The organism is Nonomuraea sp. H19 (genome assembly GCF_052068215.1).
Lineage (GTDB): Bacteria > Actinomycetota > Actinomycetes > Streptosporangiales > Streptosporangiaceae > Nonomuraea.
Genome location: NZ_JBQHCV010000002.1, coordinates 576,855 through 599,272, shown reverse-complemented (window position 1 = coordinate 599,272; position 22,418 = coordinate 576,855). Strand labels below are relative to the sequence as shown.

Here is a 22,418-nt window from a genome sequence, read left to right as displayed (position 1 = left end):
CGGTTACTCGCGCCCCGCGAGCCCGGCGCGTGCCTCATCACGCTGCGCCTTTTAAGGTAAGGCCATGCCTCGTTTCCGCCAGATCCTGGACACCATGGCCCCCTACAAGCCGGGCAAGGCCGTCGCGGCCCCCGACGGGCGGTCGTACAAGCTCTCGTCCAACGAGTCCCCGTACGACCCGCTGCCGTCCGTGGTGGAGGCGATCGCCGAGGGGGCGCGCCACATCAACCGCTACCCGGACGCGGGAGCGATCAAGCTGACCGAGGCGATCGCGGAGCGCCACTCCGTGCCCTCCGGCCACGTCGCGCTCGGCCCGGGGTCGGTCACGGTCGCGCAGGAGCTGCTGGCGGCGGTGGCGGAGCCCGGGGCCGAGGTCGTGTACGCGTGGCGGTCGTTCGAGGCCTACCCGTTGCTCGCCGACCTGGCCGGGGTGCGGTCCGTACGGGTGCCGCTGGCGGGCGAGGACCACGACCTGGACGCCATGGCGGAGGCGATCACCGGCGACACGCGACTGATCTTCGTGTGCAACCCGAACAACCCCACGGGGACCGCGATCCGGCGCGGCGCGCTGGAGGCATTCCTCGACAGGGTGCCCGAGAACGTGCTGGTCGTCCTGGACGAGGCCTACCGCGAATACGTGCGCGACGAGGACGTCCCCGACGGCCTCACGCTCTACCGCGACCGGCCCAACGTCGGCGTCGTACGCACGTTCTCGAAGGCCTACGGGCTGGCGGGTCTGCGGGTCGGCTACATGATCGCGCACGAGCCGGTGGCCGCCGCCGTGCGCAAGACGATCGTGCCGTTCGCCGTCAACCACCTCGCGCAGGTCGCCGCCGTCGCGTCGCTGCAGGCCGAGGACGAGCTGCTGGAGCGGGTCGAGCGGGTGGTCAAGGAGCGCACCCGGGTCCGTGAGTCGCTCATCGCGGACGGGTGGACGGTGCCGCACAGCGAGGCGAACTTCGTCTGGCTGCGGCTCGGCGAGCGCACGCTCGACTTCGCCGCGGCCTGCGCGGTGGAGGGGGTGGCGGTGCGGCCGTTCGCCGGGGAGGGCGCCCGCGTGTCCATCGGCGATCCCGAGGCGAACGACGCGTTCCTGGCCGCCGCCAAGGCGTTTCCCCGCTAAACGCCGACCTTCTCGGGCTCGGGCGTCCTGGATCTGGCGCGTCGCTCGGTGGACACCACCAGCGCGACGCCCACCAGGATCACCAGGCCGCCGGCCACGATCTGCGCCGTCACGTGCTCGTCGACCACGAGCACGCCCAGGATGACGGCGACGACCGGGTTGACGTACGCGTACGTCGAGACGAGTGAGATCGGCGCGTTGCCCAGCAGCCAGGTGTAGGCCGTGAAGCCCACCAGCGACCCCACCAGCACCAGGTACGTCAGCGCCACCCAGGAACGCCCCGAGATCGCCGCGACGTCGAGCCGCTCGCCGATCGACAGGCCGGCCACGACCAGCCCCGCGCCGCCGACCACCATCTCGATCGTGCTGGCCGCCCACACGTTGGACGGCATCGGGATCCGCGCTGACAGGAACGAGCCGATCGACCACGACAGAGAGGCCACCAGGATCACCACGATCCCGGTGGTGTTCGCCGCCTCGCCACCGCCGTTCAACGACAGCGCCGCGACCCCGCCGAACCCGACCAGCACCCCCGCCAAGGTCAGCAGCGCGGGCCGGTCTCTGGCCACGATCCTGAACACGACCAGCCACAGCGGCACGGATGCGACGAGCAGCGCGGCGAGGCCGCTGGAGATGTGCTGCTCGGCCACGGCGACCATGCCGTTCCCGCCGGTCAGCAGCAGTAACCCGACCAGCGCGGCCCCGCCGAACTGGCGCGCCGACATCCGGAACGGCGCCCGCCCCTTCCTGATCAGCAGGAACCCCCCGAGCAGCAACGCCGCGGTGACGAACCGCAACGCGCCGCTGAGCATCGGCGGCATGGTCTCGATGGTGATCCTGATGCCGAGGTACGTCGAGCCCCACACCACGTAGACGATGGCCAGCGCGCCCCAGACCAAGAGCGGGGAACGGCTGTCAGTGGTGTTTGTCCTCATGGCTCATGACCATACCGGGCAACACCGACTGATCACCTGCGGATATCAGACCCCGAATCGCATCATCCCGGACCCGACCCTCCCGCTCGCGCCTGCAGGCGCTCCAGCGCCCCTACAGCCCCGCGCAGCCACCTTCGGGGGCCCGCCCACCATGGGCCAAAACCCGGCGAGTGCCCATATGCCCGAAACGGCGTAAACCTCGCCCGACTAGGAGCGAGGGCCGGTGTCAGAAAAAGTTGGTGCCCCCGTCCGAATCTCGTCGATCGGGGGCGTCCGAGAACATACCCGCATCTCCTCGGGTCAACCAATAAGTTCACAAGAGTCAATGAGCAAGTTCGCGACCCTGACACCGCATGTCAAAGCAGGTGCCCGCCCGGGGCCACCCATCACCCGCCCGCAGGCCCACACAGCGCCGTAACGGCGGGTCACCGCTGAAGGGTCAGAGTGCGTCTCCTGGAGGGCCCTCAGCCGGAGTACGCCGGGTGGCGCCGGCTCGGCCTGCCGTAAAAGATGATCTTAATAAAGGGTCCGCCGCCCGCGAGACGCGGACGGCGGACCCGGGATCACCGAGGACCGAGTTTCTCCACGATGAGCCGATACAGCTGCCGCGGCCTGCCCGGCTGCGGTGTGCGGTTGGGCGGAAGCGGCCACGCGAGTCCCTCGTCAACCAGCGTGCGCAGCAATCGCCGAGCCGTGCGCGGCGTGACCCCGAGCATCTTGCCCGCGCCCTCCGCGTCGACCACCGTGTCGCCGCCTTCGAGCTTGGCCGCCAGCCGGGCCAGCACCTCCACCCCCTTCGGTTTGAGTGCGGTGGACCCGGCAGGTGGCATCCGCGGGGCCGGGATGAGCGCCCGCCCCTCGCGGTCCACCGCGAACCCCTGTGCCTGCTTGCCCGCCTGCGTGCGGGCCAGTGCCGCCCGCGCGTGCGACTCCGCGTCGTGCGTCGTACGCCCCATTCCCACGCCGACCTCGACCGCCAGTCCCAGCTCGTCCCTGATCCTGGCGGCGAACGGCAACACCCTGAACCCGTCCGTCGCCGCCGCGATCGAGCCCCTGGTCGCGGTGACCAGGTAGCTGTGATCGTCGATCGGCCACACGGTGGCGTTGATCCGGTTCGCCTCCTGGACCAGGAGCCGGTGCAGCGACAGCCGCAGCTCGTCGCGCCAGTAGCGGGGCGCGGCGCGGCGCACGGGCTCGCGCAGCGTCGGCACCTCCACCAGCACCACGGTCAGCTGCGACTCCTCCAGCCGATGATGCGCTCCGAGCAGCGCCGCTGTGTGCAGCGCCGTGCGGACCGCCGCCGAGGTCGCCCTGATCCTGATGACCGGGACGCCCGCCGCGTTCAGGCGCTCGGCCACCGCGGGCAGGCACGTCAGCGCTCCCGTGGTCGCGCCCTGCCGCGCCAGGCGTTCGTGGTAGGCAGCGATCGTGCCGGTGGCGCCCGGCTCGTCGCGACTGTGCACGTCGGTGGCGGGAATGCCGAGGTCGGTGTAAGCCTCCTCGACATCGGCCCTGCTGACCACGTCGATGCTGACCTTTTGGGGGTCCATGCGGGTGTCGAGCGCGGCCTTGGCCAACGCCGCCACCAATGCTGCTCCGCCGAGTTGGACGTACGTCGCGGGCATCGTCAGCACACCGGAACGCCTGGCCAGGTCATAAGGGACCGGGCTGGCGAACAGGCATGCGTCGACTCCGGGACCGAGTCGTGTCACCTTGTCCGGCGCCTCCTGCTCGTCGCGGTAGGCGGCCGCCACAAGACGACACGGCAGCGGTGCCGCGGCGTGACCCATCAGCATGACCCGCTCCACCAAGTCGTGGGGTCCGACCACGCCAATGGTTAGATCCGGTGTCATAGCGCCCGGGCGTGACACTCGGGGAGTTTCTTCGGCCCTCTCGACCAATGTTCGTCCCATCCTGCCGTCCGTTGCAGTGCTCTCTTTTGGAACGATCGCTCGCGGGGGCCGTAATGTCACGCCCGACTTTTCCGGAAAGCCGTAGTGGTTGACCGTCCGTCAAGAAGTCTTAGCAGCTCAACGTGGTTTTTCTGGCGCTTTTTAGTGTTCGGAAATCTCTCGTGTAATGTCCGCGCCGAGAGCGCGCATTCTGGCGGCGAGATGTGCGTGGCCGCGATCGATGAGGTAACCCGAGTCGATGAGCGTCTCGCCCTCGGCCGCGAGCCCGGCGAGCACCAGAGCGATGCCCGAACGCAGATCGTGCGCCGTCACCTGGGTCCCGGTCAGCGGCGTCCGGCCGCGTACGATGGCCCGGCTGCCGTCGACCTCGACGTTCGCACCCATCTTGTTGAGCTCCCCGGCCAGCGCGAACCTGCCGTCGAAGATGCGCTCGTGGATGTAGCTGGTGCCGTCGGCGAGCGCCGCGACGGTCATCATCGGCGACTGCAGGTCCGTGGCGAAGCCGGGGTAGGTGTCGGTGATGATGTTGATCGGCCGTAGCGTGCGGTCGCAGCGGACGTGCAGCACCGCCCCCTCGCGGGCGAAGTCGACGCCCATCTGCTCCAGCTTGTAGCGTACGACGCCCAGGTCGAGGCCGGTGCCCACGAGGCTGAGCTCGCCGCCGGTGATCGCCGCGGCCATCGCGAAGACGCCCGCGTCCAGCCGGTCGGGCATCACCGTGTGCTCGACGGCGTGCAGTTCCTCCACGCCCTCCACCGTGATGAACCCGGTGCCGCCCCCGCTGATGCGCGCGCCCATTTTGGTGAGCATGTCGATGACGTCGAGCACCTCGGGCTCCAGCGCCGCGTTCTCGATCACGGTCGTGCCCCTGGCCAGGGCGGCGGCCATGATGAGGTTCTCGGTGCCGGTGTGTGACGGGGTGTCGAGGTAGAGGGTCGCGCCGGTCAGCCCGGACGCCTTGACGTGGATGACGGTCTCGCCCTCGTCCACGATCGCGCCCAGCCGCTTGTAGCCGAGGTAGTGGAAGTCGAGGTTGCGGCTGCCGAGATTGCAGCCGCCGACTCCCTCCACGATCGCCTCACCCAGCCGGTGCAGCAGCGCGGGGGTGAACAGGACCGAGCCGCGGAAGCGCCTGGCGATCTCGGCGGGCAGCACCGCGCTGGTCAGCCTGGAGGCGTCGATGACGAGCGTGCGCTCGGACTCGTGCAGCTCGACGTACGCGCCGACGGCCTCGGCCAGCTCGACCGCGCGGCGGACGTCTTCGATGATCGGCACGTTGCGCAGGACGGTGCGGCCCTTCGCGGCGAGCAGAGCCGCACCGATCATGGGCAGCACGGCGTTCTTCGCGCCCTGGATGAACGCGGTTCCACGCAGTGCGTTGCCACCGCGCACGCGGTAACGGACCATTCGTGCGGCTCCTTGGAAATCAACGGTGAGGCTCGATCGGGCCAACAGTAGTCGCTAACACCACATGACCCAGCCGAATCATCCGCTAAAGGGAACCCCCGTGACGCGCTCATACGCTTCTAGGTATCGCTGCCGAGTGCGCTCGACCACATGGTCGGGAAGGCGAGGTGGTGGGGTTCCGGAGGATTTGTCCCATCCTGATTCGGGCGATAGCAACCAATCGCGCACAAACTGCTTGTCAAAAGAAGGTTGCCCGCAGCCCGGCTGCCATTGGTCGGCCGGCCAGAATCGCGAGGAGTCGGGCGTGAGCACCTCGTCGCCGAGCGTCAGCACGCCGTCCGCGCCCCAGCCCAGCTCGATCTTGGTGTCGGCCACGATGATGTCGCGCTCGCGGGCGATCTCCGCGCCGCGGGCGTAGACGGCCAGCGTGATCCGCCGCAGCTCCGCGGCCGTCTCCGCGCCGACCTCCGCCACGACCTGCTCATAGGAGATCGGCTCGTCGTGCTGCCCGAGGGGAGCCTTGGTGGACGGGGTGAAGATCGGCTCGGGCAGCCGTGAGCCGTCCTCCAGCCCGTCCGGCAGCCGCACGCCCGAGACCATGCCGTCGGTCCGGTATTCGTCGAGCCCGCCGCCCGCCAGGTAGCCCCGCGCCACGCACTCCACCTGCACCATCGTCAGCGGCCTGCACAGCACGCTGCGCGCGTCGTCGCCGGGCGCCACGACATGGTTGGGCACGACGTCCTTGAGCTGGTCGAACCACCACAACGACATCTGCGTGAGAATGGCCCCCTTGTCGGGGATGTCGGGCTCCAGAATGTAGTCGAACGCCGACATCCGGTCGGAGGCGACCATCAGCAGCAGGCCGTCGTCCGTCTCGTAAAGGTCGCGAACCTTGCCGGAGTGCACGAGCTTCATCGGGCGATGTCCGTCCTGTGGTGCGAGCCGCGCAGCGTGATCCGCCCGACGAGGTCGTAGGCGTTGTTGCGCGCGCTCTCCTGGTCGGGTCCGTTGCCCACGACGCTCAACACCCTGCCGCCGTTGGAGACGATGTCGTCGCCCTCGCGCTTGGTGCCGGCGTGGACGACGTACGCGTGCTCGGTCTCCTGCAGCCCCGTGATCACGTCGCCCTTGACCGGCGTGTCCGGGTAGTTTTCCGCCGCGATCACCACCGTCACAGCGGAACCGTCCTTGAACACGGGGTCGAGCCCCAGCTCGCCGGTCGCGCACGCCATCAGCAGCCCGCCCAGCGGCGTCTCCAGCCGGTCGAGCAGCACCTGCGTCTCCGGATCGCCGAAGCGCGCGTTGAACTCGACCACCTTCGGCCCCTTCGCCGTCAGGGCCAGCCCCACGTAGAGCACCCCCTGGTACGGCAGCCCGCGCCGGGACAGCTCGGCGATCGTCGGATGCACGACCTCCCGCATGACCTGCTCGGTGAGCCCCTCGGGAGCCCACGGGAGCGGCGTGTAGGCCCCCATGCCGCCGGTGTTGGGCCCCTGGTCGCCGTCGTGGACCCGCTTGAAGTCCTGAGCGAGCTGCAGCGGCACGGCCGTGCTCCCGTCGCACAGCGCGAACAGCGACACCTCGGGACCGTCCAGGAACTCCTCGATCACCACCCGCTCGCAGGCCAGCGCGTGGGCCAGCGCCTGCTCGCGGTCGCCGGTGACCACCACGCCCTTGCCGGCGGCCAGGCCGTCGTCCTTGACCACGTAGGGCGGCCCGAACTCGTCGAGCGCGGCCGCGGCCTCCGCCTCGGTGACGCACGTCCTGGCCCGCGCGGTCGGCACGTCGGCCGCCGTCATGATCTCCTTGGCGAAGGCCTTGGAGCCCTCGATCATGGCGGCCTCGCGAGTGGGTCCGAAGCAGGCGATGCCCGCCTCGCGCACGGCGTCGGCCGCCCCCGCCACGAGCGGCGCCTCCGGCCCCACCACCACGAGGTCGGCCCGCAGCCGCGTGGCCAGCCCGGCCACCTGATCGGGGTCGAGGGGGTCGACGGGATGGACGGTCGCGACCTCCTCGATGCCCGGGTTGCCCGGGGCACAGTGGAGCTCGGTGACCTGGGGATCGAGCTTGAGAGAACGACACAGGGCGTGCTCACGCCCTCCGGAACCAATCACTAGAACGCGCACGCGGTCCATTGTCGCAGGCCCGTGACCAGGCGTCGGCTTCGGTCTCCAGCACACCAAATGCCGGAACAGGCGGCAATCTTTGTGGAGTTCTGCCTCAGCCCGGAGCTCTCCGGCAGGTATGGTCAGATAAGTTCACCCGCCCGTGGTAAGTTAGGGCAGCTTTGCGGCGTCTCGTGTGATTGGAGGTGGTCCGGGATGAATCCTGGTGATCCCAGCAGTACGTGCTTCCACACGTACGACCTGAATGCCCCCGACCACTCCAATCCGGCAGCCTGATCGTGCCTCCACGCATGTGTGTTGATTGAGGTGACTTTTCGTCGCGCGTGGAGCGTGCCAGGTCGGGCGGAAAGGGACTGCCATGCGCTCGTCCACGCTTTTCCGTCGCATCAACCGTCACCACGTACCGCCACGCGCCGTACACCAGCTCACCAAGCCGGTGCGTGATCTTCGCGTGCCCCCGGTCGACTCCCTCGTCGAATACGGCGCCTACGTCCAGGGCAAGAAGGTGGCGGCGGCGGGCATCGTCGAGGCGCTCGGCCTCGTACGCGCACACAACGACACCGCCGACGGCGCCAGGGCCTTCGTCTGGGTGGGCCTGCACGAGCCGGAGGCCCCCGAGGTGGAGTGGCTCTCCGAGGTGTTCGGGTTGCACCCGCTGGCCGTCGAGGACGCCGTCAAGGCGCACCAGCGGCCCAAGGTCGAGCGGTACGGCGATTCGCTGTTCATGGTCCTCAAGACCATCGCCTACCTCGACCACGACGAGCTGACCGACAACAGCGAGATCATCGCCACCGGTGAGATCATGGTGTTCCTCGGCGTGGACTTCGTGGTCACGGTGCGGCACGGCGAGCACTGCCCGCTCACCGTGGTCCGCGACCGCCTTGAGGACAAGCCCAAGCTGATGAACCGCGGGCCCGCGGGCGTCCTGCACGCCATCTCCGACCACGTCGTCGACCAATACCTGCAGGTCGCCGACCTCATGCAGCTCGAGCTGGAAGAGGTCGAGGCGACGGTGTTCGCCGATGTCAGCTCCCGCGACATCAACCGGATCTACCAGCTCAAGCGGGAGATGCTGGAGATGAAGCGGGCCGTCACCCCGCTGCAGGCCCCGCTGTCCGCGCTGCCCCAGCGCCGCGTGATCCCCTCGGAGATGCGCGAGTATTTCCGCGACGTCGGCGACCACCTGTCCCGGGTGTGCGAGCAGGTGGAGTCCTCCAACGAGCTGTGCAGCTCCATCCTGCAGGCCGCCCTGGCCCGCTCGAACGCGCTGGCCAACGAGGACATGCGCAAGATCTCCTCCTGGGTGGCCATCATGGCCGTGCCCACGATGATCGCCGGCATCTACGGCATGAACTTCGACTTCATGCCGGAGACCAATCAGGTCTGGGGCTACCCGGCAGTGCTGGCCGTCATGATCACCACGTGCGTCCTCCTGCACCGCGGCTTCCGCCGGAACGGCTGGCTGTAGTCCCTATACGCCGACGGGCTTGAGCGGGCCGACCGGCTCGGGCAGCTCAAGCCCGCGCTCCCGCCACAGCTCCCGCATCCGATCGGGATAGTCGGTCACGATCCCGGCCACGCCGAGATCCAGCATCCTGCCCGCCAGCCCGGCCTCGTTGACCGTCCAGACCGCCACGTCGAGCCCGGCCGCGGCCACCTGCGCCATCAGCGCCTCGTCCACCATCACGTGCTCGGGCGAGAGCGTGGTGGCCCCCGCCGCGCGGGCCGCCGCGGGCACGTCGTCGCCCAGGTCGTCGTGCCAGTGCAGGGTGTCCAGCTCGATCAGCGCGAACCGCCGCGTGCCCGGCGCCAGCGCGGCGGCGTGCCGGATGATCCGCCAGTCGAAGCTCAGGATGGCCGCGTTGCCCAGCCTGCCGTGCCGGTCCAGCTCGTCGAGGAGCAGCTCGGTGAACATCTCGGGATCCGGTGTCAGCTCCGGCCTGGTGGGATCGGACTTCAGCTCGACGTGCAGCCGTACGCTCTCCGCCTCGTAGGCGTTCACCAGCCCCAGCACCGCGCCGAGCGTCGGCATCCTGGTCTCCGGCATGGCGACCTGGGTCAGAGCGAAGGGGTCGTCGGGATGCCGCGGCAGCCGTACGCCCACGTCGAGCGTGCGCAGTTGCGCCAGCGTGAGGGCGTTGATCGGCTTGCCGACGTACGGGAAGAGCGGATCGCCGGCGTGCAGCGGCCGGCGGTCGGCGCTGGTCACGGCGGAGACCGTGAGATCGTGCGTGAGCACGAGGCGTCGGTCGGCGGTGAGCGCGACGTCGAGCTCGAGCGCATGAACGCCGAGCTCCATCGTGCGGCTCATACCCGGCAGGGTGTTCTCCGGCCACAGGCCCCGCGCACCCCGGTGACCATGAATCTCAACGCGCACAACGGGGACCCTACCTGGCTGGGGGCACGTCTAGGCGGTGCCACGCCGTGTCCTTTTTATCCTGCTACGCCCGGTCGTGCGGTAACGGGCGAACAATAGGCTGTTCTCTATGATGGAGGTTCTCAAAACGGCACATCCCGCAACAGTCCGGGCATGGGTCAATGGCTGGGTCATCTCCCGCAACGCCCCCAAGCCCGTACGCGAGCCATGGGGCCTGCGCGTGGACGTCGGCCTGCCCGGCCACGTGGCCCGGCACGTCGTCCCCACCCCGACTCCGGAGATCCTCCGCCACCTGACCGCGGCGCTCACGACGCCGGGAACCTGGCTCAAGCTCTGCGCCCCCGCCGAGGCCGTCGCCCCGCTCCTGCCGCCCAGGTGGGCCGTCAAGGACCGCGAGTTCATGATGACCGCCCCCTTGCCCCGTATCCCGTCCCCACAGATCCCGTCCGGCTACACGCTGGCCGTCACCACCAGGGCGGGGGTGACGGTGGCACGCCTGCTGACGGCGGCGGGCGAGGTGGCGGCACGGGGTCAGTTCGCGGTGGCCGGCACGACGGCCACCGTGGACCAGGTGGAAACCGCGGCCGACCACCGCCGCCGGGGGCTCGGCACCGTCATCATGCGCACGCTGGAGCGGACGGCCGCCTCGATGGGGGCGCAGACGGGCATCCTGGTGGCGACGGCGGAGGGCCAAGCCCTCTACCGCACCCTTGGCTGGACCTTGCACACCCCTATGACGGCGGCGGTCCTGACCTCAGCCTGAGGCGCCTCCTCCGCGTTCGGCCGCAGGTCATCGAAGGACTTGGCGCGCCGCGGCGGGCGCGGCCGGTGGTGGCGCCGCCCGCCCGCCCTCAGCGGGCCGGTGTGCCCGGACGGACAGGATCCATGGGACCGGGTGGTTCTGTGGCTCTCCGACGCGGCCGATGACCAGGCCGGCGTCCAAGAAGGCATTGAGGAAATCCGCCAGGGGCAGATGGCTCATGCCGACCCGCCGCCTGATGTTCTGTCCCCACCAGGGCGCGTCGCGATGCCGGCCGGCCTCCCGGTAGACCGGGTGGACGATACGGGACTCACCCTCGCCCGCCTGGACGTGGGGACCGTTGAAACAGGGGTGTACTCCGTAGTACACCAGCAGCCCGCCCGGTTCCAGCACGCGGGCGGCCTCCTTGAGCACGGCGGCGAAGTCGTCGACGTCGCTGGAGATCCAGAGCGCGGCCACCGTCGGGAACGCGCCGTCGGCGAAGGGCAGGGCGGCGGCATCGGCCCGCAGCAGCAGTCCATCGGTCCTGGCCCGGGCGATGCGAAGTTGATCGGCCGAGTAGTCGAGACCGACCACGCTCCGCCCGGTCTCGCGGATCGCGTCGAAGTAGAGCCCGCCTCCGCATCCCAGGTCCAGGCACGGGCCTTCGCCCACGCCGAGCAGCTCGACGATCGCCGCGCGATTCGCCTCGGCCGCGGGTGCGTTGTATTCCTCGTACCAGTCGGCCAGCCCGTCGTACCGGGCGGTGGGTGCCGCTCCCATCGCGTCCTCCCCTTGCTCACCGCGGGGGACGATCGAGCCCCCGGCACCTGTGCATCACATGATCAAGGGTGCCATTCGGACCACCGGGGCGGAAGCCGCGGACATGTGTCGCGCCGGATTTACTCCTTGAGGCTGCGCAGCATCGGCGGGTGGAGGAGCTCGGCGGGGCCGCGGCGGTAGAGCTTGGCCGGGCGGCCGCCGTCCCGCGTCGTCGTGGCCCCCGTCTCCACCAGGAAGCCCTCCGCCTTGGTGACCTTCCTGTGGAAGTTTCTGGGGTCCAGCGAGCGGCCCCAGACGATCTCGTAGACGCGGCGCAGGTCCGCCACCGTGAACTCCGGCGGGCAGAAGGCCGCCCCCAGCGAGGTGTACTCCAGTTTCGCGCGGGCCCGCTCGACGCCGTCCAGCATGATGCGGCGGTGGTCGAAGGCCATGGCCGTGAGGGAGTCCACCGATTGCCAGCTCATGTGGGCCTTCTCCGAGGCCGGCAGGTCAGGGGCGAGCCCCAGGTAAGCGACGCTCAGGACGCGCTGGCGGGGGTCGCGGTCGGGGTAGCCGTAGGTCTGGAGCTGCTCCAGGTGCACCGGCGCCCCAGGGAGGCCGGCGCGCTCCGCGAGGATGCGGTGAGCCGCGGCGGGGAGGTCCTCGTCGAGCTGGATGAAGCCGCCGGGAAGCGACCACCGCCGGAGGAACGGCGGGTTGTCGCGGCGCCATACGAGGGCGCTCAGCGCGTGGCAGCGCACGGTTAGGACGACCAGGTCGACGCTGACCGGGACGCTCGGGACCATGGACGGCACGTTACACGTACCTTGACATGGGGAGCGAGCCACAGCTCCTAGGCCGTGATACGGACGTGTAACGGCTCCGTGGACGGCTGGCCGGAAGGTCCCTTGACGGTGATCCTGACCCACTCACCGACCGGCACCTGGGTCCAGTCGAACGGCACCCAGGCCGTGGCCATCCCCTTCGGCAGGTCCAGCGGTTCCATGTCCAGCCAGCCCACCGCCGACACCACCAGGTCCTTCGTCCCGCCGGACCACTGGACGGTGATCGTGCTGTCCTTGAAGTTGTAGCCGCGCACCTCCACGCCGTCCTGGATGTCACGGGGCTGCCTGATCGCGTCGACCGCGATCGGGCGCTGCCAGTCCGTCAGGATCTCTTCTTCGAGCGACGGCTTACCGCAGGTCATGAAGTCGCTCCACATATAGGAGACGACCTTCTGCACATAGCGCCCGGCCATGGTGACCGCCTCGTCCAGGCGCTTCTTGTCGGTCTTGCCGCGGGTGCCCTGCGGCGTGCACGGCTCCTTGCCCGACGGCTCGAACGCCTCGACGTTCGCCCACAGGTCCACCTGGTAGCCGGCTTCGACCATCTCCTCGCGGGCGGCCGACATCTCGCGGTAGTAGTCGCGCGTGGACCCGTGGTACGCGGTCCCGTACGTGGACTCCCCGACCACCGGCCGCAGCCGCGGATCCACCTCGCTGTCGCGCTCGTCCGGCCAGAACAGCCCCACCTTGCCGGTGCCGCGGCTGTCCTGCGGGGCGATGATGCCGACTCCGGTCTTCGCCAGCGCCTTGAACCCCTCGGCCACCTGCTTGGGCGTCTGGCCGAAGCCGACCCGCTTGCGCGCGTCCATGTAGGGACTGATCAGGATGGGCTTGCCCGGCAGTTCCTGCTCGACGATCTTGTGCTGGTCGGCGTACACCTCCAGCGTCGGGTTCGTGGCCAGGCTGGCCGACATCTGGACCTCGAACGGCTGGTAGACGCCGCCCAGTGAGTCCCGGTCGGCGAAGCGGGCGCCGTAGTCCTGCAGGATGCGCCGGGTCAGCGTGGTGAGGGTGCCGACGTGGTGTTTGTAGGCCTTGGTGGGCACCTTGGGATCGCGCGGGGCGAGCGGCAGCGCGGGGAAGACCTGGATGCCGAATTGGTCGCCCAGGTCGAGCAGCTCGCTCAGGCTGTCCTTGTCCGAGCCCGTCACCAGGATCAGGTCGTAGGAGGCGCCTTTGCTGGAGAAGTCGCAGGTGGCGTCGTCGGAGCCGTCCGGCTGGGTGATGAGCAGGTAGTAGATCCGGTTGCCCGCCTCGATGCTGCGCTCCATCTGGGGGCAGCGGAACAGCTCGGGGCTGAACGATTCGTCGGTCCTGTAGACGTACGTGCGGCCGATCCTGTTGCCGCGGTTGGCCTGCTTGAGCTCGCGCTCGGCGGCGTCGTGGCAGCTGAGCCCGTCCTCCTCGCAGGCCTTGTAGAGCGAGTCCGGCTCGCCGTCCCTGGTCAGGATCTCGCCGGTGTCGGAGAGGGTGCGGAACTGCAGGCCGTACCCGATCCTGACCACGGTGTCGCCGCCCACATCGTGGATCTCCTGCAACTGGGTCCGCCACGTGCAGCGGTTGGACTTGGGCATGATCCAATAGCCGGTGACGGCGTATGGGGCGCGTTCCTTGGTCTCGAACGTTCCGCAGCCGTCGGTGAACTCGCTCACCTTCGGCGTCGGCTCGGTCCTCGACGGCTTGGGTGTCGCAGACTTGCCGGCCGTCGTGGCCGGTTTGCCGGTCGAGGACGGCATGATGACGATGACCACGGCGGCGATCACTGCCAGGATTGCTGCGCCCACGAGCAGAAAAAGCCAGCGCACGTTCAGGAACCTACCGCCCTCGAAAGTAGCCGGCTATCGCTTGACCCCGGCCCAGGACTCCAGCTGAGCGACGAAGCGCTTGGCCGAGTTGGGCCAGTGGTGGTTAGCACGGGCCGCCGCGTAGCCGCGAGCGCCCTGCGCCCGCCGCTCGCGTACGTCGTCGCGCAGCGTCAGCACGGCCTGCGCGACGGCCTTGGGGTCCTGCCAGGGCACGACGACACCGCTGTCGTAGCGCTCCACCAGTTCCACGGCACGCGGCGACGGGGTGGTGATCACGGGGATGCCGTGCGCCATGTACTCCACGATCTTCGTGGGCATCGAGTGGCGGTAGTTCGGCTCGTCGTGCAGCAGCGACAGTCCGGCCAGCGCCCCGTCGAGCCGCTTGAGCGCCTCGTCGTTGGGCATGAAGTCGCGCCACTCCAGCAGGCCCTCGGTGACGGCCTGGTTGAGCACCGGACGGCTCTGCGGGTCGGCGTAGCCGATCAGCTCCACGGCCACCCGGTACGGCTGCAGCAGCTTGGCCACCTCGACGGCCTCATTGACGCCCCGGGCCCTGGACAGCCAGCCGAGATAGACCACCCGGTCGTCGCCGGGAGGCGTCACCGAGTCCGGCACCCAGGTCTCGTTCGGCACGATCAAGTGGGCGTGCTTGAACCGGCCGGCGTAGGCCGTCTCGGCCAGCAGCAGGTGCATGTGGCGTTCGGCGGTGCCTTCCAGCAGGCGGGCCAGGAAGCGCACGGGGGGTCGCAGCAGCGACGGCAGCCACGGCTTGAGCGAGAGCGTGGCGGGGGTGTCCTCGTGGACGTCCCACACCACGGGCGGTCTGTTGCGCAACCCCCACACGGCGAACAGCAGCTCGGGGTCGTGGATGAGGACGAGGTCGACCTTGTCCCGCATGCGCTTGAACACCCTGCGGGCAGCCCACACGGCCGCGACCCGCTTGCGCTGGACGGCCCTGGGGAGATCGACGCCGGTGACCCACGGTCTCGGGACGACCCCGTGCGCGGTGAACGAGGCAGCATACGTGACCTCATGACCGGCATCCACAAGGGCACGGATCTGCCTATGCAGGATCCTCGCGTCCTCGGGGTTATGCACCACCGTCATGACGAGCACGTGCACTGCGCGCAGCCCTCCGTCGCTACAGCCGCTCGACGCGTTCACCCTCGGCGAGAACGCCGCGGGTGTCCAGCACGAGCTTGGCCTTCGCCTCGACCATGTCGAGGTCGAACGCGGCGTGCTGCTGCAACAGCAGCGTCACGTCGGCGTTGACCACGGCCTCGGCAAGGTCCTCCTCACGCGGCACCGGGGTGCCGTCGACTGACCACTCCTTGACGTACGGGTCCGCGAACGAGAGCTCGGCGCCCAGTTCCAGCAGGGCACGCGCCACCGGGAGTGCCGGTGTTTCCCGTTCATCGGCGATGTCTGGTTTGTAGGTGACGCCGAGCATAACGACTTTGGCCCCGTTTACGGGCTTTTTATGCCGGTTGAGCAAGCGCTGAACGCGGGCCACCACGTAGGACGGCATCCGCTCGTTGATCTCCTGCGCCAGCTCCACGAACCTGAACGGGTAGCCGAGCTTGCGCACGGTGTACGACAGGTACGACGGGTCGACGGGAATGCAGTGCCCGCCGACGCCCGGGCCGGGCAGGAACTTCTGGAAGCCGAACGGCTTGGTCGCCGCGGCCTCGATCGACTCCCACAGGTCGATGCCGAGCTCGTCACAGAAGATCGCCATCTCGTTGACGAGCGCGATATTGACGTGCCGGTAGGTGTTCTCCAGCAGCTTGGCCATCTCGGCCTCGCGAGTGCCGCTGACCGGCACCACCTGCTCGATGAAGCGCCCGTAGAACGCGGTCGCCCGGTCGCGGCAGGTCGGCGTGTAGCCGCCCACCACCTTGGGCGTGTTACGCAGGCCGAACTTGGGGTTGCCCGGGTCGATGCGCTCGGGCGAGAACGCCAGGTGGAAGTCCTCGCCGGCGGTCAGCCCCGAGCTCTCCAGCAGCGGCCTGGCCACCTCGTCGGTGGTGCCCGGCCAGGTGGTGGACTCGAGCACGACGAGCGTGCCCTTGCTCAGGTTGCGGGCGACGGCCTTGGTCGCGCCCTCCACGGCGGACAGGTCAGGACGGTGGTCCTCGTCCAGCGGAGTGGGCACGCAGATGACGATCGTGTTGCTCCGGGCCAGTACGGTCTCGTCGAGCGTGGCGGTGAACCCATGGGCCAGCATGTGCTCGATGTCGGCGTCGGTCAGGTCGTCGATGTAGGACTGACCGGCGGTGAGCGCGTCGACCTTGGCGGGGTCGACATCCACGCCGACGACCCGCAGGCCGGCGGCGGCAGCCTCCTTGGCGAGCGGCATGCCGACGTAGCCCAGACCGATGACAGCCAAGTCGATTTCTGTCACAGCTGTGCCTTGAGGAGCCGGAAACAACACTTCATGGTGGCAAAGGTTATCTCAAGTCCACCTAGCTCACGCCTAATGCGACCGAACCCGTCACAACTGGCACGGAATGCGAAGGTCATCATTCGGCAAGCGATCGGTATAGAGCTTGATAAGTCTCTGCCACGCGGCTCCACGTACGCTTCGCGGCCACTTCCGCGCGACCCGCTTCGCCCATCTCCGCACGCCTGGCGGGGTCCTCTCGGAGCCCGGCGAGCGCCTTGGCGAGCGCCGCCGGATCGCCGGGCGGCACCAGCATCCCGGCGCCGTCGGAGCCGACGAGCTCCGACAGGGCGGGCAGATCGCTGAGCACGACCGGCTTGCCGAGCGCCATCGCCTCGACGGGTTTCAATGGCGTAACGAGTCGGCACACCCGTAGGTCCTCGCGGGGGCAGGCGAAGATGTCGATGGCGTCCTGCGCCTGCAGCGCCTCCTCCGGGCCGACCCGGCCGGGCAGGATGGCGTCACTCAGGCCCAGCTCGGCGACCAGCTCGAGGAGGTTGTCGCGCTCGGCGCCGTCGCCCACGATGAGCACCCGCACCGGCGTGCCGCCGTCACGCAGCAGCGCGGCGGCCCGGAGCAAAGTGGCGAATCCCTCATAGGCCACGATGCTGGACACCGAGCCGACGACGATCTCGTGGGGTTCGATGCCGTACGCGGTCCTGAACGAGGCGCCGTCATAGTGGGCCGTCAGCAGCGTGTCGTCCACGGCGTTGGGCGCCAGGTGGATCTTCTCCCTGGGCACGCCGCGCTCGACGATCTCGGTCGCCATCGTCTCGGCCAGCGTGACGACGGCGTCCGCCTCGCGCATCAGGAACGCCTCGCGCTCGCGCTGCAGCAGATGGCGCTCGCTGCCGACCCGGATCGGGTCGCGGGAGGCCCACGTCTCCTCCAGGAAGCCGCGCACCTCGTAGACGAACGGCGTGCCGGTCCTGTCGCGCACGGCGTGCGCGACCGAGCCGTTGCGGTGGTCGGTGGCGGCGTGCAGGACCTGCGGCCGCAGCTGGGCGACGAGCGTGGTGACCGCGTCGGCGCCCCTGACCATGCGCCCGCGCATCTCGAACGGCACCTCGCCGTGCCCGTCCGGCAGCAGCCGGTAGTAGGGGATGCCGTCGATCTCCTCGTACGGCGACGCGTCCGCGTGCCCCTGCATCATCGGCCAACCCCAGCTCGTGACCACGTGCGGGTCGAGCCCGGCGGCCTGCTGCGAGGTGACGATGCGGTGGGTGCGGACGGTGTATCCGGCCTGCGTGTACGGCAGCGCGTTGGTGACCAGATGCATCACCCGGCCCTGGACGCGCTCCAGGATGGCGACCTTGGGCCCCGGCGGGATGGGGTCCGGGCCGATGGCGGCCAGCTCACCCCGGTAGTAGGCGGCCCTGCGCTTGACGAAGGGGTATTTGGTGTGGGCCTCCAGCACCGCGGCGGCCTCGGTGACCCGGCCGGCGTTCCAGTGCTCCTTGGCCTCGTTCCACGGCGCCCTGACCACGCGCATGCCGAACTTGCGCACCATGCGCCGGGCCCTGCGCGCGGCGGGCCAGGCGAATTTGCCCACGACGGGACGCAGCCGGGGCGGTAATGCGTCGGCGGCGGCCTGAGCCACGCGGACGGGGTCGGATCTGACCTTCGTCGCGACGACGCGGGAGACGATGATCGGGTGCTGAACGAACCCCTTGAGAAGTCCACCGACGCCGGCACGGGCGGACTTCGCGGAAACTTTAGAGGAGTCTTGACGACTGGCGTCGGATGCCACGCGGTGACCGTACCATAGGCAGCGTTTTTCCCTTCCGCTATGAAAGGCGAGGTCAATGAGGGAGAACCCCCTGGTCCTGCACGTGTTGGGCGCTCGTCCCAATTTCGTGAAAGCGGCCCCGGTGGTGCGGGCACTCGGTGAACTCGGCGTGCGGCAGGGCATCATCCACACTGGTCAGCACTACGACGCTCTGATGTCGGACGTCTTCTTCGCCGACCTCGGATTGCCGGATCCGGTGGCGAATCTGGGCGTCGGCTCCGGCAGCCACGCCAAGCAGACCGCGGCCCTGCTCGTGGGCCTGGAGGAGGTCGTGCAGGCGCAGGACCCGGACCTCGTCGTGGTGTACGGGGACGTGAACTCGACGCTGGCCGCCATCCTCGTCTGCGCCAAGCTGGGCGTCAGGACCGCGCACGTGGAGGCGGGGCTGCGCTCGTTCGACCGGGGGATGCCGGAAGAGGTCAACCGGGTCGTCACCGACGCGCTGGCCGACCTGCTCTTCGCCACCTCCCCCGAGGCCCTGGCCTACCTGGCCGCCGAGGGTGTGCCCGCGTCGAAGGTGCACCTGGTGGGCAACCCCATGATCGACAGCCTGTTCTCCGCGCTGCCGGCGCTGGACCCGGCGCCCGTGGTGGCGCGGCTGGGCCTGCCGGCCCGATACGCCGTCGCGACCCTGCACCGGCCCGCGAACGTGGACACGCCCGAGGCCGCCAAGGAGCTGGTCGACGCCGTGCTCGAGGTGTCGCGGCAGATCCCGATCGTGGTGCCGATCCACCCGCGCGGCAAGGCGCGGCTGGCCGCGGCGGGACTCGTCGACGGCGAGTCGATCAAGGTCATCGAGCCGCTGGGCTATGTGGAGTTCCTCTCACTCGTACGCGGCGCCGCGCTGGTCGTCACGGACTCCGGCGGCGTGCAGGAGGAGACGACCATGCTGGGCGTCCCCTGCCTGACCGTGCGGCCCAACACCGAGCGGCCCATCACGATCACTCATGGCACGAACCGGCTGGTCACGCCCGCGCTCCTGCCCGCGGCGGCGGAGAAGGCGCTGGCCGACGGCGCCGCCACGCCGGCCGGCGAGCTGCCGGTGCTGTGGGACGGGCAGGCCGGGCCGCGCATCGCCAAGGTGATCTCCGCCTGGCTCGAGGGCGACAACCTGGCGCCCGCTTCCCAGGCCAAACGCCCCGAATAGCCTTCGCTTACCCCTTACCATGACATACCTCTGAGCGATAAGGCGTATCACCATGGCCGAATCCCCCGAACAGCCCGCGTTCCAGCGCCTCGGACCCGTCAACTGGCTCCCCGAGGAGCGCAAGCTCGTCGAGCGGTACGAGGCCGAGGTCAGGGAGCTGCGGCGGCGGCTGGAGATCGCCGAGGCCAAGGCCGCGTACGCCACCTGGAAACTGGAGGCCACGCAGGCGAAGCGGACCTACAAGCTGGGTGAGGCCCTGGGCTCGAAGAGCCCCGGGAAGATCGTCGAGGCGGTCCGGTCGAAGGAGAAGGCGCCCAAGCCCCCCACCCCGGTGACGGAGGCGATCGAGACGGCGAACACCCGGCCGCCGCTGGTCGAGGTGCCGCCGGCGAAATGGCCGAAGGGGCCGGTGAACAGGCCGGACCTGAAGGTCGCGGTGATCCTGGACGACTTCTCCAGGATGGCCTTCCGCTACGAGTGGGACCAGATCGAGTTCGGGCTCAAGGACTGGCCGGAGATCTTCGCGGAGAAGCGGCCCGACCTGCTGTTCTGCGAGTCGGCCTGGCACGGGAACCAGGGCCGCTGGCGCTACCAGATGACCGGCACCAACGCCCCCAAGGAGCCGCTGCGCGACCTGGTGGCCTGGTGCAGGCAGGAAGGCATCCCGACGGTCTTCTGGAACAAGGAGGACCCGCCGAACTTCGACTTCTTCATCGACACGGCGAAGCTGTTCGACTACGTGTTCACGTGCGACGGCGACATGCTCCCGAAGTATCGGGAAATTTTGGGACACGACCGGGTTGATGTGCTGCAGTTCGCCGCACAGCCGCGCGTGCACAACCCGATCCAGCAGCGCCAGGGCCGGCTGCACGACGTGGTCTTCGCGGGGATGTACTTCCGCGACAAGCACCCCGAGCGCCGCGAGCAGATGGAGACCGTCCTGGATCCGGTGCGCGAGCTGGGGCTGCACATCTTCGCGCGCAACGGCGAGGTGGACGAGAAGTACGCCTGGCCGGAGAAGTACCGGCCGCACATCGTGGGCGAGCTCCCCTACGACCAGATGCTGGCCGCGTACCGGATGTACAAGGTCTTCCTCAACGTCAACTCGGTGCTCGACTCGCCGACCATGTGCGCGCGGCGGGTCTTCGAGCTGTCCGCCTGCGCGACGCCCGTCGTGTCCGGGTGGTCGCGGGCCGTCGAGGAGACCTTCGGCGACCTGATCCCGATCGCGCGCGAGCCGGTCGAGTCGTACAACCAGGTCCTGCACCTGATCAACAGTCCCGAGCTGCGGGCCAGGATGGGGCACCTGGCGATGCGCGAGGTCTTCGACAAGCACCTGTTCTCGCACCGCGTGGACCAGATCCTCCAGGATCTCGGGCACCAGGTGCACCCCAGGACGCGCTCGATCTCGGTCGTGCTGCCCACCAACCGCGCCGCCCAGATCGAGCACGCGATCTCATCGGTGGCCAAGCAGCTCCACCGTCCGCTGCAGCTCGTCATGGTGCTGCACGGCCTCGACATCGACCCGGTGGTGGTCGCCGACAAGGCGCGGATGGCGGGCATCACGGACGTCGTGGTCCTGCCCGCCGCCGCGGAGCTGTCGCTCGGCGCCTGCATGAACCTGGGCATCGCGGCCGCCGAGGGCGACCTGATCGCCAAGATGGACGACGACAACCTGTACGGGGAGCACTACCTGTCGGACCTGGTCCGGGCGTTCGACTATTCGGACGCGGAGCTGGTCGGCAAGGGTGCGCATTACGCGTACTTCGAGGGCGGCAACACCACGATGCTCCGGCTGCCCGGCCTGGAGCACCGCTACTCCTTCCTCGTCCAGGGCGGTACGTTCCTCGGCAAGGCCGACATGTTTCGCTCGTACGGGTTCGCGGACATCACCCGCGGCGAGGACACCGACCTGGTGCGGCGGCTGAAGGAGGACTCCGTCAAGATCTACTCGGCGGACCGCTTCAACTTCGTCTACTGGCGCAGCGCCGACGCCTCGATGCACACGTGGCAGGCCGACCACATCAAGCTGACCCGCAACGCCCAGTTCGCCTTCGTCGGCAGACCGGACGCGCACGTCCTGATCTGACCCCTCGCTCCCGGCAGGGGCCTGTCCGCGTGTTAGCGGGTCGCCCTGGCGAGGTTCTGGTCGGCCAGGGTGGCGAGCTCGTAAAGACCGGCCGGCTTCACCTTCTGCCCGACCACGAGCATGCTCATGATCAGGTTGCCGCGCCTGATCATGACCGAGCCGATCTGCCGGAGCTCGGCGTTCTTCTTGCCACCGGTCGCCGTGGTGAGGTATGCCCGCGACTGGTCGCCCTTGGTCGGCATGGGCAGGGCGCGGGTCCGATAGGTGACCTCGGCGTCGCCGACCTTCGCCTTGTAGGTGGCGCACTGCTTCGGCAGCTCGGCGGGGAACGCCGGCGCCGGGAGCGACACCACGGCCTGGGTGATCGAACCGCGGGCCGCGGAGAAGGCGATCACCGCCGCGGGCGCCCCCGCGACGTCCGGCTTGGCGGCGTCGAGCTGGCCGGCCGCGGCGCACTCCGGCCGCTCCAGCCGGGCCTGCTTCACCGCTGCCAGGCCCTGCTGGGTGGACTTGAGCGAGCCGAAGGCGCCCAGCTCGGGGCCGTACGCGACGCGCATCCCCGCGGGCACCGGCAGCAGCGCTGCACGCAGCTTGGCGGACTCGGCGGACGACGACGGCGACGGCGACTTCGGCGGCGCCGAGGCGGCGGGCACCGGTGACGCATTGCCGGACGCGCATCCGGCAATCGCCAACACGCTCAGACATATGCCAGAAATGGCCTTTAGCATGCGCTCTCCAATTCACTCTGGCGGCATTGTCGAAAACGCTAGTGGATACGGAGATCGACGGCCGGGTAACGTCGCTATTCGCGGGATTCAGTGACTTTAGGAGGTATTTCCGTTTCACTGCTCCCGCTGGTCAGGAGCTTCGAAGCCCCGCCGATGGCGACGAGGCATTCGCGGTAATAGGGCGCGCAAA

18 protein-coding genes are annotated in these 22,418 nt (G+C 69.2%); 5 read left to right on the top strand and 13 right to left on the bottom strand.

Annotated elements, in window-relative coordinates:
• The first annotated feature begins 64 nt into the window (after positions 1 to 64).
• The gene (gene hisC, locus ACTMTI_RS06585; RefSeq protein WP_441118785.1) at positions 65 to 1,123 is read left to right on the top strand and encodes a histidinol-phosphate transaminase; all 1,059 of its coding nucleotides are present in this window, start codon (positions 65 to 67) and stop codon (positions 1,121 to 1,123) included.
• Here the strand turns inward: hisC and ACTMTI_RS06580 are convergent.
• The 5 genes from ACTMTI_RS06580 to purD all read right to left on the bottom strand — a co-directional run bounded on the left by ACTMTI_RS06580 (position 1,120) and on the right by purD (position 7,504).
• Positions 1,120 to 2,058, bottom strand: a complete 939-nt coding sequence (locus tag ACTMTI_RS06580) for an EamA family transporter (RefSeq protein ID WP_441118784.1) — start codon at positions 2,056 to 2,058, stop codon at positions 1,120 to 1,122. The two genes, hisC and ACTMTI_RS06580, sit on opposite strands and share 4 nt — an antisense overlap.
• Positions 2,059 to 2,621: 563 nt before the next feature.
• Complete coding sequence (locus tag ACTMTI_RS06575) at positions 2,622 to 3,911, bottom strand: GTP cyclohydrolase IIa (RefSeq protein WP_441118783.1); 1,290 nt, start codon at positions 3,909 to 3,911, stop codon at positions 2,622 to 2,624.
• A gap of 201 nt (positions 3,912 to 4,112) precedes the next feature.
• Entirely contained in the window at positions 4,113 to 5,378 is a 1,266-nt protein-coding gene (gene murA, locus ACTMTI_RS06570) for a UDP-N-acetylglucosamine 1-carboxyvinyltransferase (protein WP_441118781.1), read from the bottom strand.
• 78 nt (positions 5,379 to 5,456) lie between these two features.
• On the bottom strand, positions 5,457 to 6,293 hold the full coding sequence (locus ACTMTI_RS06565; protein ID WP_441118780.1) for a phosphoribosylaminoimidazolesuccinocarboxamide synthase: 837 nt from the start codon (positions 6,291 to 6,293) through the stop codon (positions 5,457 to 5,459).
• A complete protein-coding gene (purD, locus tag ACTMTI_RS06560) occupies positions 6,290 to 7,504 on the bottom strand; it encodes a phosphoribosylamine--glycine ligase (RefSeq protein ID WP_441118778.1) in 1,215 nt (404 codons plus the stop codon). The genes ACTMTI_RS06565 and purD overlap by 4 nt, the downstream gene beginning before the upstream one ends.
• A gap of 358 nt (positions 7,505 to 7,862) precedes the next feature.
• Between purD and corA the strand changes: the two genes are divergently transcribed.
• Complete coding sequence (corA, locus tag ACTMTI_RS06555; protein ID WP_441118776.1) at positions 7,863 to 8,972, top strand: magnesium/cobalt transporter CorA; 1,110 nt, start codon at positions 7,863 to 7,865, stop codon at positions 8,970 to 8,972.
• Positions 8,973 to 8,975: 3 nt separating this feature from the next.
• On the opposite strand, the gene ACTMTI_RS06550 is transcribed toward corA, so the two are convergent.
• On the bottom strand, positions 8,976 to 9,881 hold the full coding sequence (locus ACTMTI_RS06550; protein ID WP_441118774.1) for a glycerophosphodiester phosphodiesterase family protein: 906 nt from the start codon (positions 9,879 to 9,881) through the stop codon (positions 8,976 to 8,978).
• Between the two features lie 109 nt (positions 9,882 to 9,990).
• On the opposite strand from ACTMTI_RS06550, the gene ACTMTI_RS06545 reads away from it, so the two are divergent.
• Positions 9,991 to 10,644 carry a GNAT family N-acetyltransferase gene (locus ACTMTI_RS06545; RefSeq protein WP_441118773.1) on the top strand — a complete coding sequence of 218 codons (654 nt, stop codon included), beginning with the start codon at positions 9,991 to 9,993 and terminating at the stop codon, positions 10,642 to 10,644.
• A gap of 27 nt (positions 10,645 to 10,671) precedes the next feature.
• On the opposite strand, the gene ACTMTI_RS06540 is transcribed toward ACTMTI_RS06545, so the two are convergent.
• The 6 genes from ACTMTI_RS06540 to ACTMTI_RS06515 all read right to left on the bottom strand — a co-directional run bounded on the left by ACTMTI_RS06540 (position 10,672) and on the right by ACTMTI_RS06515 (position 18,225).
• On the bottom strand, positions 10,672 to 11,403 hold the full coding sequence (locus ACTMTI_RS06540) for a class I SAM-dependent methyltransferase (protein WP_441118771.1): 732 nt from the start codon (positions 11,401 to 11,403) through the stop codon (positions 10,672 to 10,674).
• 119 nt (positions 11,404 to 11,522) lie between these two features.
• Positions 11,523 to 12,188, bottom strand: coding sequence for an NUDIX hydrolase (locus tag ACTMTI_RS06535; protein WP_441118770.1), 666 nt, complete (start codon positions 12,186 to 12,188; stop codon positions 11,523 to 11,525).
• A gap of 47 nt (positions 12,189 to 12,235) precedes the next feature.
• Positions 12,236 to 14,032, bottom strand: coding sequence for a DUF4434 domain-containing protein (locus ACTMTI_RS06530; RefSeq protein ID WP_441118768.1), 1,797 nt, complete (start codon positions 14,030 to 14,032; stop codon positions 12,236 to 12,238).
• A 33-nt stretch (positions 14,033 to 14,065) separates the two neighbouring features.
• Positions 14,066 to 15,154: a glycosyltransferase gene (locus tag ACTMTI_RS06525; protein ID WP_441118767.1), complete on the bottom strand. Its 1,089-nt coding sequence runs from the start codon at positions 15,152 to 15,154 to the stop codon at positions 14,066 to 14,068.
• A gap of 19 nt (positions 15,155 to 15,173) precedes the next feature.
• Entirely contained in the window at positions 15,174 to 16,421 is a 1,248-nt protein-coding gene (locus ACTMTI_RS06520) for a nucleotide sugar dehydrogenase (RefSeq protein ID WP_441118765.1), read from the bottom strand.
• 133 nt (positions 16,422 to 16,554) lie between these two features.
• Positions 16,555 to 18,225: a glycosyltransferase gene (locus ACTMTI_RS06515; RefSeq protein WP_441118764.1), complete on the bottom strand. Its 1,671-nt coding sequence runs from the start codon at positions 18,223 to 18,225 to the stop codon at positions 16,555 to 16,557.
• Positions 18,226 to 18,280: 55 nt separating this feature from the next.
• Here ACTMTI_RS06515 and wecB point away from each other — a divergent pair, with 55 nt between their 5' ends.
• Positions 18,281 to 19,411, top strand: a complete 1,131-nt coding sequence (gene wecB, locus ACTMTI_RS06510) for a non-hydrolyzing UDP-N-acetylglucosamine 2-epimerase (protein ID WP_441118763.1) — start codon at positions 18,281 to 18,283, stop codon at positions 19,409 to 19,411.
• 52 nt (positions 19,412 to 19,463) lie between these two features.
• Positions 19,464 to 21,500, top strand: coding sequence for a glycosyltransferase family protein (locus ACTMTI_RS06505; RefSeq protein ID WP_441118762.1), 2,037 nt, complete (start codon positions 19,464 to 19,466; stop codon positions 21,498 to 21,500).
• Between the two features lie 32 nt (positions 21,501 to 21,532).
• Here the strand turns inward: ACTMTI_RS06505 and ACTMTI_RS06500 are convergent, their stop codons facing one another.
• Complete coding sequence (locus ACTMTI_RS06500) at positions 21,533 to 22,153, bottom strand: hypothetical protein (protein WP_441118760.1); 621 nt, start codon at positions 22,151 to 22,153, stop codon at positions 21,533 to 21,535.
• Positions 22,154 to 22,418 lie beyond the last annotated feature (265 nt).

What these genes read in the sequence shown, in the direction of transcription:
- ACTMTI_RS06580 (WP_441118784.1), bottom strand. Translation starts at nt 2,058, where the DNA reads ATGAGGACAAACACCACTGACAGCCGTTCCCCGCTCTTGGTCTGGGGC.
- murA (WP_441118781.1), bottom strand. Translation starts at nt 5,378, where the DNA reads ATGGTCCGTTACCGCGTGCGCGGTGGCAACGCACTGCGTGGAACCGCG.
- wecB (WP_441118763.1), top strand. Translation starts at nt 18,281, where the DNA reads ATGAGGGAGAACCCCCTGGTCCTGCACGTGTTGGGCGCTCGTCCCAAT.
- ACTMTI_RS06565 (WP_441118780.1), bottom strand. Translation starts at nt 6,293, where the DNA reads ATGAAGCTCGTGCACTCCGGCAAGGTTCGCGACCTTTACGAGACGGAC.
- corA (WP_441118776.1), top strand. Translation starts at nt 7,863, where the DNA reads ATGCGCTCGTCCACGCTTTTCCGTCGCATCAACCGTCACCACGTACCG.
- hisC (WP_441118785.1), top strand. Translation starts at nt 65, where the DNA reads ATGCCTCGTTTCCGCCAGATCCTGGACACCATGGCCCCCTACAAGCCG.
- ACTMTI_RS06540 (WP_441118771.1), bottom strand. Translation starts at nt 11,403, where the DNA reads ATGGGAGCGGCACCCACCGCCCGGTACGACGGGCTGGCCGACTGGTAC.
- ACTMTI_RS06545 (WP_441118773.1), top strand. Translation starts at nt 9,991, where the DNA reads ATGATGGAGGTTCTCAAAACGGCACATCCCGCAACAGTCCGGGCATGG.
- ACTMTI_RS06505 (WP_441118762.1), top strand. Translation starts at nt 19,464, where the DNA reads ATGGCCGAATCCCCCGAACAGCCCGCGTTCCAGCGCCTCGGACCCGTC.
- ACTMTI_RS06575 (WP_441118783.1), bottom strand. Translation starts at nt 3,911, where the DNA reads ATGACACCGGATCTAACCATTGGCGTGGTCGGACCCCACGACTTGGTG.
- ACTMTI_RS06535 (WP_441118770.1), bottom strand. Translation starts at nt 12,188, where the DNA reads ATGGTCCCGAGCGTCCCGGTCAGCGTCGACCTGGTCGTCCTAACCGTG.